This window comes from Methylobacterium sp. Ger2507 (assembly GCF_055231875.1).
Genome location: NZ_JBUYVC010000001.1, coordinates 1385173 through 1398258, shown reverse-complemented (window position 1 = coordinate 1398258; position 13086 = coordinate 1385173). Strand labels below are relative to the sequence as shown.

Below are 13086 nucleotides of genomic sequence, written 5' to 3'. Positions count from 1 at the left end.
GGCTCTGGATTGCACGCCGATGGCGCCCCCCTTCGGGGCCGGGCTCGCCTTCGGCGCCCCGGAATGACGGCGTGTCCCCCTCTACGATCGCGCCTCTTTTCCAAGAGGCCTGCCGTCCGACAGACGGGACCTGTGCGTGCGTGAAGCCGCGTGGTTCGATCGGGCGGGTACGAGGAGCGGTTCGCTGCGCCCACCGAGACCCAGCACCGGAGGCCGATCTGCGCTCAGCCGTTCCAGAATAAAGTCCGAAATTAGGACTTTATGTTTGACAGCGCGACGCTCCTGGGGTATCAAGAGCCTACGCTCCAGAAGTGTGAATGACGGGGAGGCGGCGGTGGCAAAGCTCGAGCCGATCGTCGCGTCGATCCGGGATGCCGTCGCGGCGGCCATGCGGGACACCGCGCGTCCCGTCACCGCCATCGCGGCCGAGACGGGCGTGCGGGTCACCACCATCCGGACCTGGAACAAGCGCTACGGCTGGCGCCCGACCGCGGCGACGGCCTCCACGGCCTTCACGCCCGAGCGGTGGAAGCCGGAACGGCGGGCGGCGGTGGCGCGGCTCTACCGCGAGGATTGGATCGACATCGGCGACCTCGCGCTGGCGCTCGGCACGGCCCGGCACCGGGCCGAGGCCCTGTTCGCGCAATGCGGCCTGGAGGGGCGCCGGCCCGGCGAGGTCGGGCGTGCCCTGGGGCGGGAGGCCGATCCCCGCCGGATGCGGGCGGCGCTCCGCGCCCAGATCGCCCGGCAGATCCTGCTCTTCGATGCCGCGCTGAACGGGGTGGCGGGCCCGCAGGCCTCCGCTGGCGACCGGGCCTTCGACAGCGCTCGCGTGCTGCGGGACCTCGGCGGCCTGAAGCGCCTGCTCGACGAGACCATCGACGACACGGCGGGAGGAAGCGATGGAGCAGGCTCCGGCGACGACGAGGCGGCCGCCCGCGACGGGCCGGACGGCGATCTGCCCGCCCTGCGCGCGGAGATCGCGCGGCGCGCTGCGGCGCTCTGCGGCGAGCGGGCGGATGCCGGCCCTGCTGGAGAGCCTGCCGCCGCCCCTGATCCGGGCGCTGGCGACGGACTGGCTGCTGACGGCGCGGGATGACCAGCTGCCGCCCTGCCCCGGCCTCGATCATTGGACCACCTGGGCGGTGATCGGCGGCCGCGGGGCGGGCAAGACCCGCACCGGTGCCGAGTGGGTCCGGGCCCTGGCGCTCGGCGACCCGGCCTTCACCCGGCGGCCGGTGGGGCGCATCGCCCTGATCGGCGAGACCTTCGCGGATGTGCGCGACGTGATGGTGGACGGGCCCTCCGGCCTCCTCGGCCTCACCGGTCGGCGGCCGCGCTGGTCGCCCTCGCGCCGACGCCTCGAATGGGACAACGGCGCGGTCGGCCTCGTCTTCTCGGCCGAGGAGCCGGATTCCCTGCGCGGGCCGCAATTCGGGGCGGCCTGGTCCGACGAGATCGCCAAGTGGCGCTACGCTGTAGGGGCTGTAATAATTTACCGCAGAAGATGGGGTAAACCGCCGCAATTTCGGAAATAGCTTACCGCAATCAAAGCAAACACCATAGATCTCCGCGATAAATCTACCGCAATTTTGCGCACCCCCAAAGGAATGCGGCTCACCGCGGACCATGCCGGCTTCGTTGAAACCGCCGCGAAAACCTATGTCGAAGACCTTGGAGCTGCTCGTTCCAGTGCGCTGGGATCAAATCACCAAGCGGCGCAGGTTATCACTCATGAGGGCTTCCACTGCCGAGAGCGGCATGTCCCAGAGATCCGCGAGAATCGGAATGACGAGTTCGCAGTCCCAGGGCGTGAGAGGTTTGCCGCGTGATTGCCCGAATGGCCCGTCTGTTTCAGGCAAGACACGGTCGCGAGGCATGCCGGCAGCAAGGAGGCGCCCCTTCTTGGAATTCAACATTGCGGGACCGACGCTGAACCAGCATCCGAGACCCGATGCCCGGACCATTTCGTCCGGTGTTCCACCGAACCAGTGCATGACCGGCGTCCCGATGGGGCCGGCCTGCTCGATCTCGTCGAGGACTGCTTGGACCGCCATTCTTGAATGAAGGCTGATGACCCGCCCCCCCTGGTCGCAGCAGGCCTTGAAGATGGTCCGCAACACATTTCGCTGGGTTGCGAACGTTCCCCAGTGCTGCGGGGAGCCGTCAAGGCCGACCTCGCCAACGTAGCGTGTGCGCAACAAGGCAGCGCAAACCAGCCCAACCTCTGCATGCCTCTCCCCAACGAGCTCGGGGTGCAGCCCGACCGCCACCCGGATGCGCCGATTCGATCCAACGAAGCGCAAATTGCCTTCGAAGGCTCTCGGTGTGGTCGTGACGGCAAGGACGTACATGCCCCTCTTCGCCACCTCTGCGACCACCTTCGCCGGCTCCGGGTAGAGATCGAGATGGCAGTGGAAATCAATCACAGAAGGCCCGCGGCGAGCATGAAGGCCTTGATCTCAAGTAAGCCCCGGATGGCGACCTGACGGCAAGCCTCCGCCTCGGGGACGGTCGACGCCGGAATGGCCGACCCAATCCAGCGGCGGGCGCCGCGGCGGTCCAATGTGTCGATGGCGCCAAGGCACTGCATAACATCGTCGTACCGGCTGAAGGCCAGGTCCGTGAACGCGCCACCCAGACCTGGATGCCTGTAAGGGGGCATCGTCGTATCCGCAGCCAGCGTCCCGCCATGCCTTAGGAACGCGGACCGACGTACCAGGCACGGGAGGCACTGGCCGCAATGCCCGTTGATGCGGCCGCCGCGGCCGCAACTCATTGAGCTTGGCGCCAGACGCGAGATCAGCGCTTGGTCGGAACATTCCAGCATCATCTCGCCCTTGGTCTTGTGCCGATAGGGATTGACCAGCCTCACCCTTAACCCAAGCCCGTCGATGACGGCCTGCAGGCCGGCGAGGAACCGGGGATGGGTGGTGCGTGTGCTCAGGCTCCCCGAACGCAGGTGCGTCAGTGGGACGTTGAGGCTGATGAAGCCGTTCTCGGGGACGACGAGATCGACGACCTCCCCTGCTAGGTACCTATCCAGCGTGGTGGCAGCGAGGACGCCAAACGCCAGAAAGGCGAGCGAGCGGGGACGTTGCGAGATCTCGGGTGCAGTGTGCCTCACGCGCGCGTTGTGGTTCAGAGATAGGACATGCTGGCGGGCTCCGACGGCTTCGGCGAAATCCGCTTGCTTGCGGCAGTCGCCCTTGACGCGATTGCTGACGAAGATCGGCCTCTCGCCGCTGGCGGCCAAGTCGATGGCCCCGATGAGGCTGTCGAGGCCACCGGAGAGCAGCGACACGCACGTCTCCGGCCGGTTGCCGACGGTGTGGGCGGGCGGGCGCGGCTGCACGCCATCCGGCAGGAAGGCCAGGGACCACACGTCCCCGGTGAGGAAGCCCAGCGTATCCCTCACCGTCGGCAACATCGCCATCCAGCGCGCTGGGTCCGTGACCGAGACCGTGAGTTCGATTTGCCTGGTCCAACCATCCTCACTTACGGCGGCGCGGTTGACGTACCTATCGGCACCGATGACGGCGAGCGCTACCGCCGCCAGGTCCCATGCCGCCGCGACGGGCGACCGGCCCAGCGCCTTGTGGGTCTCCCGGATGAGTCCCGTCCCGACGCTGCCGTCGAGACCGGCGGGGGCACCCTCGAAAAGAGCGAGACGCGCGTTGACGCGTAGGCCTGCGGACCCGACGCGGTTGGGTAGGACAGCGACCCTCATTCCATCCATCCTTCGTAGACGTCGAAGACCAGGGAGGTGACCTCCTTCGCAATGGCAGCAGCGTTGCTGCGGTCGACGTTGCGTCCTGCCGCCGTCAACTGCCCGTACTGCTCGCGGAAGCTCTCGCGCACGAAGTCGCGGATCTCATAGCGGCGGTCGTTGAAGACCTTGGCGTCGCCGAAAGCCCCACGCTGAAGGCCAGCCCCCAAGTCGAGCATGATGTCCTCGAACACGTGGTAGGCCACAGTTCGAAGCCAGACCTCCTGCGTGTGCTCGACCGGCATCGCGAGTGGGTCGGTACCGGGATTTTCAGCCAGTACCTCACTGAGCGCCTCATTGACCGCCTCACGGCCCGCGGCGTCGTCCAGCGTCGTATCGTTCCGGCAGATCACATCGACGAGGGCGTCGATGACGTCGTCCATGGGAGCCCCGGCGACGGTGGCGGGGTCGAAGCCGAGGTCCTGCTGCGTGACACTGCCGTCTGCAAGTCCGCTCAAGACATCGTAGGCGCGTCCGGCCGAAGTCGCCGCTTGTCCCATCCGCGCGGAGGCGGTGCGCCCGCCGCGGTAGCCCTTGCCGACGTAGCTGCCGAGCCCGGCCCTCAGCCTTTCCTTGTCGCCTGACGAAACGTATGCGCCGACTCCGCGCCGCGCCTCTTGGAAGCGCTTAGGCACCGCCGTACCTGGCGGTGGCGGCACCGAAGGCTGCGAAAGCAGGGGCGGCGTCCCCGGTACCGGAAGAGATGGCGCCTGTGGGCTCGGGCCACCGCTGGGCGCGACCGAACCAGATGGGACGGCTGATGGGGGCACGCCGGGCGGCGTGTCGAGCCAAGGAGGGACTAGGCCGACACCCTTCCCCGGTCCCGTGCTCGATTTCGAGGTTCCCATCAGACCTTCACCTTCCTAGGTGCCAAGATCCTTTTCATCTGGTCTGGCATGTCGCTGCGGCCGCGCCATTCGGTGACCACTTCGCCTCCCCAGGTCGTGTCGCGGATGCGCGGCACTATGGGCGGTCGGAGCGCGGCGCTGTCGAGGTTCGATAGGAAGACGACGAGGCGCTTGGCGGCATCGAGGTCGGCTTCCGCCACCATCGCGAGGCCCCATAGAATGTCGGGGGTCCCCCACTCGGCCTCCGAGGCCGCCCGTTCCATGAGCTTGCCCACGAGGAACGACTTCTCGTCCGGGATGAGCCTCGTGAAGCGAGCGCGTAAATCTGCCGTTGGCTTCAGCCTCAGCGAGACTGCCTCCGCCAGGATGTCCTGCGCCTCTTTCGAAACCCGATCGTCTGCCGAAATGATGGGGAGGCTCTCACGGCCGACATGGATAGCGCCGCGGAGGTCCACTCCGGACAACGGCGGGTCGAGCTTGAGCCAGTCCATCACGAAAGTGCGATCTGCCGACCATGCGTCCTTGTCCTCGGGTAGATCGCCGCCACCCCGCACGACGCGCTCCGCCATGCGCAGGTTCTCCGACTTACCATCGACCGCCTGCGTGACCGATTGAACGAGGAACTCGAATGAGGCAGGCGCCGCGCAGCGCTCAAACAGCAAAATCTTAGCCAGTACGGCGCCGTCGACCGGGATGCTCTGCGCCGCCGCCAACTTTCGCCGAATGGAAAGCGTGTTGAGGAACCGCTTGATAAGGCGAGGGTTGCCCGCGATCTTGCGAGACGTGGCCATCTGCTTAGCGAGACGATCCGCTAAGGCGAATTCCGACTTCAGGGTAGTGGAGCACCCCTCAATTTGCTCGGCGACGAACGCGGCATCGACCGAAAGCCCTTTCCAGCTCGCCGCCAGCCTATCGTTCACAGCCTCCCTGACTCGACGCTTCGGATCGGCGTCGAGTTCGGCGTTCTCGGTTAATAGGAGGAGAAGGTAAGCGCGGACCTCGTTGATGCCGAGCGGCGGAACGCGAAGCGGAACCTGGATGAGTTTATCAAAATAGCTGACGACCAGGTCATCGTCGAGGCGCGCTTCCTTGAAGTGGATGCGAACCGCCTCTTTGATCATCTTGTCGTCGGCCGCGATGACGAATGCGGTCCTGTCCATGAACAGGAATAGCCTCATGGCTTCGAGCGTACCGATGACCGTCGACGGCAAACATCGGTCGAGGTCGTCGACGAACACCACAAGCGTGACGTCGAGCTCCTCCAATGCCTTCTTGAAGTGCTCGCGGAAGGCATGGATCGCCTGAGGGGGCGTCTCGGGAGCCTTCTTGGGCTTGATCAGGGCCTTGGCTTCGTCCTTGTGCTCCTTGGCGAAATCCTTGGCCTCGCCGAGATCCTGCTTGGATATTTCTCCATCTGTGAGATGCTCCCAGAGGCTCTCCAATCCCTTGGTGAATGCGCCGAAGGGAACACCGCCCGAAGCGTAGGTCGCTGCCGCCTCCGCACCGTACCTTGCCACTCTGAAGAAATCGATCCGCGATCCAAGTTCCTTGATGCGGCCTACGACATCCTTATTGCCTTCGGCGTGCTTAAGGAGCGTCCGCGCAATCTCCTCCATCAACGCCGCCTTAGCGTCGTCGTGCCCCTGGTAGAGCCAGGCGTTAAAAGTAAGGAATACGAGTTTCTTCGACGACCTACCTTCGAGGTCGGAGGCGATCAACTTGACCATAGAGGACTTGCCAACGCCCCAGCCGCCCGAGATGCCGATGCTAAGCGGTTTCCCTCCAGCGTCGAGGATCATCTGCCCCGCGAGGTTGGCCATGACCCGGAAATTTAGAAAATCCTGGTCGGTCTCGACGTCTGACCACATAACGCTCTGCCAATCTTGAGTTGCAGATGATTATGGAAAGTTCCGTCAAGACGAGCAAGCGCCCGTAGCTGTTTACCCCCCGCTTGTTCACCTAATTGGGCCAGGACACTCGGCTTTTGCCACCGAATTCAGGTAGCTAAACGTAGGGTATCCGGAACTCCGCCAGGGAAGATTACATCAGCGCTTTTATTTGCTACGATATTATGAGGCATGACAAGCTAGGAACGGACCGCTGCTCTTGCCAAATCTTTGCATATGGAAATCGAATTTTCTAAGTCTCTGAGTATTGGAACGTTGCTTCTCAGACGAATTATCTCCCTGGGAGCAAAATAGCGATTTTAAGCTATAGCCCAACAAGTGCCCAGACATGCGTTTTGCACCGGCCTAGGCTATGATAGGCAAGGACAGAGCCTTTAATCAGCGCAGCGCAATACCGGCAAGACGCTACATCTGAGTAGAATTAGGTAGACGGCGTTCAGGCGGCACTTCGCCGGGCGCAACTTAAGATGCTGGAGCCATACGTCAAAGCCTGATCAATAGCCATCAGGCACCTCCGATTAACCTGACTTCTTATGATTATCTTGCGTCAGCATATGGCAATTACGCGATGATTGGGGAACTGTCTGCTGTCGCCCACGGCCGGGACGGGTACGAACCGTACAAGACCTTCGGCTGCTCGGACGTGCGTCGCCCTTGTTTGAATATCCTAGTATGAATGGAGCTCTGGCGTAAAACAACCTCCCGTCTGGGCAGGCGATGGACGGCTGTACCCCAGATTTTTCCAGGGCACGAACGATGGCACTCGCCGATGTTCCGCGCGACCGAGCCATTTCGGCCGCTGAGATATAGGCGGCTTCGAAACGTGCCCATTCGCGACGCGGTACGACGCGACGCCTTCTGTTTCTGAACCCCGCCGGCACGACCGACACTGTTAAATGGCCGGAACGCACGAGGGTATCCGCCGCCGAACGGCTACCGAGTTCGCCGACGATATCTCTCCAGGGCATGAGATCGTGGTCGAGGCAATTATGCAGCGCGAGGACGTCTGCCGTGTCGACCAGCACCGCCGACAATCCCTCGCCCCCGCTTAGCCTGCCTGTAGGAATGAGAGCACCATCCAAAATCGCGGCGATGATTTCGCCCGTCGAGGACATCGCTGAGCGAACGGCCGACGGGAGCGGCGCGGAACCGGCGTGAGGACGAACCATGGTCCGCAAGCCTCCCATGACCATCTCGCGCAGGCGTAGGATGTCAGCCTTCCGGAACCGGTCCTCCCTGGCACCCGTGGCCTGTCCGTCCAATGCCTTGGGCAGGCAACCGGCCTTCACGATTGAGGCGAACGCAGCCGGAGGCAGCCCGAGGATTTTGCGGGCGTCTCGGCCCCAAACAGTTGCCGCGGCCAAGTCGGCTGCACTTTCGACCTCGGAGCTGGAAAATAGTGGTAATTGGCCTGCGACATGGCGCGGCCGTGCACCCGCGGACCAAAGCAGCCGGCCGGCAAGTGGCTTTTCAACCGCCAAGCGCTCGGCTGCCTGTGCGAGGGTGTAGATGTTTTGGCGCCGAACGGCGGAGCCGAGGATCGACTGCCCCTGCGGGATCGGAAGGTTTGCGAGCGCATGTTCTCGGACGAGCCCACGGATCTCGTCGAAGGCCGGATCGATCTCCTCGGAGGACAGCATCGTGTAGAGACGGCCATATACGGCGTTCGGGAGCAGGTGGTCTCGCACGGCGGGCGCGTTCCGGACCAAATCATCTAGGTGGGCGAGGAACGACGCAACGCCACCGGCGAACGGTCCAAAGCCGAATGAAAGCAAGTCGGCCTTGTCCACCCGGCAGATCTCACGTTGGCCCCAGCGACGCCCGTCGGCAGCCGCTCCAACAACTTCGAGAATCTCCACTGCACGAGAGATCGGAAGTTGGTCGAGCAAGTCCAGCGGGCGGGAGGGTGAAAGGCCTAAACGTCCCAGGATATAATCCTCGCCAGCCGTCCGCGTCCGCGGCGTGACCTCGGCGGGAAAGCCCTGAGTGGTGCGTGCAGCCCGGACGGCCTCGATCCCTCCGGAAACCAACACTCCCCCATGGATATGGCATCGACGCAGGGGGAGCACGTCCCACCATGTTCGGTGCCAAACGGTTCCCGCCGAGCCTCCTTCCGAAAGGTCCTCCCGCAGGCAATCGACGCAGACGCGCGGACGCAGGCACGACCAGTGGTTCCGGTCGAGCACGCGACCGCGCAGCGAGACCTGTCCGTCAGCTAAGACGAACGTAGCGGCACTGACCTCGCTCAGCACCTGCCCTGCGAGGACTGCGACGGTCTCGACAAGCTTCCCGTCGAGCAATGCTCGATGACTCAGGCCGAGCTCCCCCGCAAAGGCCATCCGCGACGTAGCGCTGAGGCGATCGGCCATCCGCCCGAACAAGGCGTAGGCCGGCTCCCCGGATCGAAAGGGCACCCGCAGCGGCAAACGGGCGATGTGGATGTCCTTGCCCAAGCAATCTCACTCCGCTCATTTTGCGAACGATGGTTCCCGCGTCTGGCCCTTCCCTCGCCCGCTCATCTTCGGCTGCGCGACCGCTGCCTGGAGGATCTCCGCTTGAGGAACCGTAGGGACCGGCAAGGATGTAGGAGGTGTACAAAGCCTGCTCGCCACCTCGGGCATCTTCATCAAGAACGGATTTTCTCTATCGCCGAGACGCTTCCAGCGCTCGTAGGTTACCGATAGTGCCTCACTGATGTCGGGGTCGCCGGCCATGAATGCCATCTCAGCCGCGTCCTTCAGGAGACGACGGACCATCTGACCGTAGAAGCCGCCTGTCGCCAGTTGGAAACGTGGAGCCATTTCGGCCAGTCCGCTTTTCCGGCCAAAATGGATACCCGACAGCTCCTCGTCGTATTTATCTAGGAACGCTGCGAGTTCGTCCTTATCCGTGGGCCATGCGAACGGCTGCATTGCAAGTTTCCGCCCGCGGCCTTCGAATTGCTCCCAACGGTGGAAGAAACTCATTACTGAAGGTTCGCCGGCGATGATCCATTGGAAAGGCGCCTTGTTAATTTGTGTCTTAATATTCTCCGACGCGATTTTCTCTTTGTCCTCGTTCCGGCTTTGGTTTACCCTGACGAAGCTGTTCACAACATGCTGGAACTCGTCAATTTTGATGACCTTCAGCCCCCTCGCAATCCCGATCTTCGTGAAGCGATCAAGCAGCATGGGCTCCGAATCCCGTGCCGGGACGGCATAGCCGAGCACCTTTTCGAGCAGCCTGGCAGCAAGCGCCTTTGTGTGGCCTGGCGATGGTGCATCGATTGAGATCACCGGAAGCGGGTCAACGAGCGGCCCATAATCCTGTGTGAACTCCGATGCGAGGAGGTTACGCTCAAGCAGCCAGCTCTTGCCGGATCCGGACCGTCCCCCCACTACAAGACACGACCCCTCCCCCCGCCGGGCACGCCGCCGAAGCCATTCTAGTTCCCTCACGCCTTGATCAAAGTTCGTGGTGGGAACGTGGATGTGTCCAACCGCAACCATGAAAGCATCGAGCTCGGCTGCCTTACCGGCTTCGTTCCAGTCGATTTTCTGATCCGTCATGGAGCCCCTCACGCATACTTTGTCGAGCGCACGGCCACCGAAGCCGTGGCGATGGGCGAAGATTGAAGGACCGCCGTCGGCTTCTTAGGCGCCATCGTCGCTGCCGGCGGGACACCGGCTTGTTCCTCCGCAAGCCTGGCCGCCTTTCGGACCTGGGCCTCCTCCTTAGCCGCCCGCTCGGCGAACTTAGCCTCACCCTTAGTGAGCTTCTCGCCGGCGAGGTCGTTTTCTCGTGCGACCCGCATCAGCTCCTTACGAGCCTCGAACATAGTCTCGCGCCGCAGGCGCTCGCCCTCCGGAGTGCGTTCACGGCCGCGATTGCGGACACGCTCCCACATGTCGAGGTCAATGCCTTGAACGAGATCCTTGTCGTCGATCTCCGCCACGTGACGGATAACCTTCGTCTCTGTCTCCGTCTCCGTCTCTTCGATCACCTCCACCGTAAGCAGGTTCAGGGGGTCAATCATGACAGGGAACTTCCTCCCAGTTCCATATTTACGATGTAACCCGGCAAGCTCATCTGAATGCCAGAACAACCCGAGGTACTCGATGCCACTATCCTTGACTGGCTTGTGGAGGACCTTCCTTGTTAAAACCTCGATATCCTTCACGTCGGGTGGTATGCCGACGCCGAATTGAGCGAGCTCGTCCCAGACCTCGGCCGGCGTCCGCCAAAAGAGGCCCCTGTGGGGGCGGTGGTGATGGATGCCAGCCACCCACTTGTCGAACATGTTCTCGATCACAGGGAATGTAAGCGTGGCGTTACCCTCGGAGTCGTAGTCACCTCTATCGACGGTACTTGAAAAGGTTCTTCCCGGCTGCGCCGCGAAGTCCTGTTGTACTTCGCGGAAGAATCGCTCAACTCGTCCGCGCTCCCACGGGCGGTGGCGTCCCATATGCCTCACTTCAAAATTCAACGAGGCGGCGGCAACCTTCAGACTCAGACTGTGGAAGTCTTTGCCGTTGTCGACATGCACAACCTTGGGAAGGCCGAAGCATGGGTTGGCGACCGTAAGCTCTCCCAATTGCACGTCCGCCTTCTGTGACAGCATATTGCGGAGACAGCGCATCACTGAGACATAAGACGGTGGATCGAGTGAGAGAGACCGACCTACCACGCAGCGGGAGGCCTGGCATATTGCGACCGTGACCCAGACACGTCCGGCAATCCCCTTCTTCAGCTCGGGAGCATCATCCTCCGACTCAAGCGGGATGCCGGTCCGCTCCCGAACAGCGATGATGTCGAGGAGGGCATGGTCAATCTCCACGATTTCCATCAACTTCTTAGGCGACTTTCGCCTACGCTTCGGCGAAAACCTCTCTCGCGCGACTTTGGCGCCCTCTCGCAGATAGCATTTCTCAGCTTCATCGAATTCCTGGTCGATGATGCGGTAAAGCTGGGCCACAGTCGGCGCTACGTCGTTCGTGCCGAACTTTTTATTGTGCGCATCGATTAGGTCGAGCACGTGAGTATGAAGAGTGGGCACGCTGCAGGTGCTGTCCCGGACTAAGTAAAAGTCTCGCACGCAATCAAAAACGATCTTCATGACGGCAGGGACGTGCCTAGTCGGCTTACGACCTTTTAGATGGTCGAGTCGGACGAGCGCCGAGGGCTTCTTGCCAGACCTTTCCCAGCGTCGGAACCAGTCACGTAGGGTGGACCCTCCTGGGTTGTGCTCATCTCTGACACCCCAGCGACGGAGCACCATAGCGACGATCCGGGCGGCTTGGTCGTATTTTCTATCGGACCTTCCGAAGAGCCGTCGGCCCTTACGGTTGCCGGCCTTGAGCCTCAAGTCGGCAAGGCGGTCGAGAGCCCTGCAATACTGCCATCGACGGATCGCTTCGTCCTGCTGAGGATCAGGGAGTTCGTTTAGGTCATAGCGGATCCGCTCACGGACACCTTTCGGAAGGCCCGGATGGATCTGAGGCGGTATCTTAAAAGCGCGCTTGAAGAAGGCGTTTTGCAGTTCAGCCGCGCCGACCGTCCTAGTTTCGCCATCCACTGAGCTGCGAAATACGTAGCCCGCATCCTCGCGTGCCATGAACACGTAAGAGACGCCGTAGAGTTCGACGCGAACGTTCAGTTGCAAGTTTGGGAAGGGTATTTTCATGGACGAACCTCCCTACATTCGGATCGGGTGCCGCGTCGCGCGGCGGCCAGGAGCATGGCAATGGCGCGATGTGGCCGAGCTACGTGCCGTTCGGTCCAGACGACGAAGGGTATGCCGCGTGCCGCTAAATTCGCTTTGATGAGACGGTGACGTGTTCTGATCTTCGGCCGGCGGGCAATGTCGGCCGGCTTTATTTCAAGCAACACCCTTCCGTAGACGGTAATAACGCTGAAGTCGGCCGTGTACCGACGTATCCGCTCTCCATCGAACCATCGCTCGGCAGGCGGCTGCTCTAGGTAGGCTAGTATCTCACGCCTTTCTTCGAGTAACGCGGCGGCGTTCCGTTCGCCCAGCGACTCGAACTCGATCATTCGCCCGTTCTTTGAGGAAGGGAAAAGGCCGCGAACACCAACTCCCGACGGCGTCACCAACCTGCGTCCGCGGCGGGGACCGAGCAAAGACGCGATAGAGATGCGTCGCCTCGGGCTTTCCGGCTTATCAGTGCTGCTGAGATGCGGGTGTTCCATTGATTAACCCGCCTGCTGATAGCAATGAGGGCAAGAGTGGGAAGCACTCGGAGCCTGGGATATGACCGTAGGCTCACGCTGCTGGACAGCGAATGGGGTGCTGACGAGCAGCCTTCGCATATTGTAGGCAGCGAGCGTCTCTTCGTGGGATAGCCGAAGCATGGCCGGCGCGACATCATGGGATCTGAGAACCAAACCGGCCGCATCGAAGCTCACAACCGAGTAATCCTTCTCATCGAACCGAAGCGTTGCGTTCACGGGAATTAGTACAATTGGATGCATCGGCCATTCGGTCCTGACGGTAGAGTAAAGGGGCCCAACCCGCTCACCACCACGGCGATGGCAGGACAATCGAACGTGTACCGAGGATTAA

9 protein-coding genes and 1 pseudogene are annotated in these 13086 nt (G+C 62.4%); 2 read left to right on the top strand and 8 right to left on the bottom strand.

Annotated features, from left to right (window positions below; all coding sequences use genetic code 11):
* The first annotated feature begins 334 nt into the window (after positions 1 to 334).
* Positions 335 to 1099: a hypothetical protein gene (locus ACV7NL_RS06465; RefSeq protein WP_463355213.1), complete on the top strand. Its 765-nt coding sequence runs from the start codon at positions 335 to 337 to the stop codon at positions 1097 to 1099.
* Positions 1020 to 1478 (top strand): annotated as a pseudogene (locus tag ACV7NL_RS06460) (terminase large subunit domain-containing protein); the annotation flags it as partial. The gene ACV7NL_RS06465 and the pseudogene ACV7NL_RS06460, both read left to right, overlap by 80 nt.
* 225 nt (positions 1479 to 1703) lie before the next feature.
* Here ACV7NL_RS06460 and qatD read toward each other — a convergent pair.
* The 8 genes from qatD to ACV7NL_RS06420 all read right to left on the bottom strand — a co-directional run bounded on the left by qatD (position 1704) and on the right by ACV7NL_RS06420 (position 12557).
* The gene (qatD, locus tag ACV7NL_RS06455; protein WP_056172938.1) at positions 1704 to 2429 is read right to left on the bottom strand and encodes a Qat anti-phage system TatD family nuclease QatD; all 726 of its coding nucleotides are present in this window, start codon (positions 2427 to 2429) and stop codon (positions 1704 to 1706) included.
* Entirely contained in the window at positions 2426 to 3730 is a 1305-nt protein-coding gene (gene qatC, locus ACV7NL_RS06450; protein WP_056267033.1) for a Qat anti-phage system QueC-like protein QatC, read from the bottom strand. The genes qatD and qatC overlap by 4 nt, the downstream gene beginning before the upstream one ends.
* Positions 3727 to 4404 (bottom strand): Qat anti-phage system associated protein QatB, encoded by a 678-nt coding sequence (gene qatB, locus ACV7NL_RS06445; protein WP_156630152.1) that lies wholly within the window; start codon positions 4402 to 4404, stop codon positions 3727 to 3729. Before qatB ends, qatC begins: the two co-directional genes overlap by 4 nt.
* A 212-nt stretch (positions 4405 to 4616) precedes the next feature.
* Positions 4617 to 6485 (bottom strand): KAP family P-loop NTPase fold protein, encoded by a 1869-nt coding sequence (locus ACV7NL_RS06440; protein ID WP_056172929.1) that lies wholly within the window; start codon positions 6483 to 6485, stop codon positions 4617 to 4619.
* A 557-nt stretch (positions 6486 to 7042) separates the two neighbouring features.
* Positions 7043 to 8977 (bottom strand): TniQ family protein, encoded by a 1935-nt coding sequence (locus ACV7NL_RS06435; protein ID WP_156630150.1) that lies wholly within the window; start codon positions 8975 to 8977, stop codon positions 7043 to 7045.
* 15 nt (positions 8978 to 8992) lie between these two features.
* A complete protein-coding gene (locus ACV7NL_RS06430; protein ID WP_156630148.1) occupies positions 8993 to 10072 on the bottom strand; it encodes an ATP-binding protein in 1080 nt (359 codons plus the stop codon).
* Between the two features lie 8 nt (positions 10073 to 10080).
* Positions 10081 to 12186 carry a DDE-type integrase/transposase/recombinase gene (locus tag ACV7NL_RS06425; protein ID WP_082483815.1) on the bottom strand — a complete coding sequence of 702 codons (2106 nt, stop codon included), beginning with the start codon at positions 12184 to 12186 and terminating at the stop codon, positions 10081 to 10083.
* Positions 12183 to 12557, bottom strand: coding sequence for a hypothetical protein (locus ACV7NL_RS06420; RefSeq protein WP_156630146.1), 375 nt, complete (start codon positions 12555 to 12557; stop codon positions 12183 to 12185). Before ACV7NL_RS06420 ends, ACV7NL_RS06425 begins: the two co-directional genes overlap by 4 nt.
* Between the last annotated feature and the right edge of the window lie 529 nt (positions 12558 to 13086).

Bases quoted from the DNA above. Each gene is read 5' to 3' on its own strand.
- qatC (WP_056267033.1), bottom strand. From the start codon at position 3,730: ATGAGGGTCGCTGTCCTACCCAACCGCGTCGGGTCCGCAGGCCTACGC.
- ACV7NL_RS06440 (WP_056172929.1), bottom strand. From the start codon at position 6,485: ATGTGGTCAGACGTCGAGACCGACCAGGATTTTCTAAATTTCCGGGTC.
- ACV7NL_RS06430 (WP_156630148.1), bottom strand. From the start codon at position 10,072: ATGACGGATCAGAAAATCGACTGGAACGAAGCCGGTAAGGCAGCCGAG.
- ACV7NL_RS06425 (WP_082483815.1), bottom strand. From the start codon at position 12,186: ATGAAAATACCCTTCCCAAACTTGCAACTGAACGTTCGCGTCGAACTC.
- ACV7NL_RS06420 (WP_156630146.1), bottom strand. From the start codon at position 12,557: ATGATCGAGTTCGAGTCGCTGGGCGAACGGAACGCCGCCGCGTTACTC.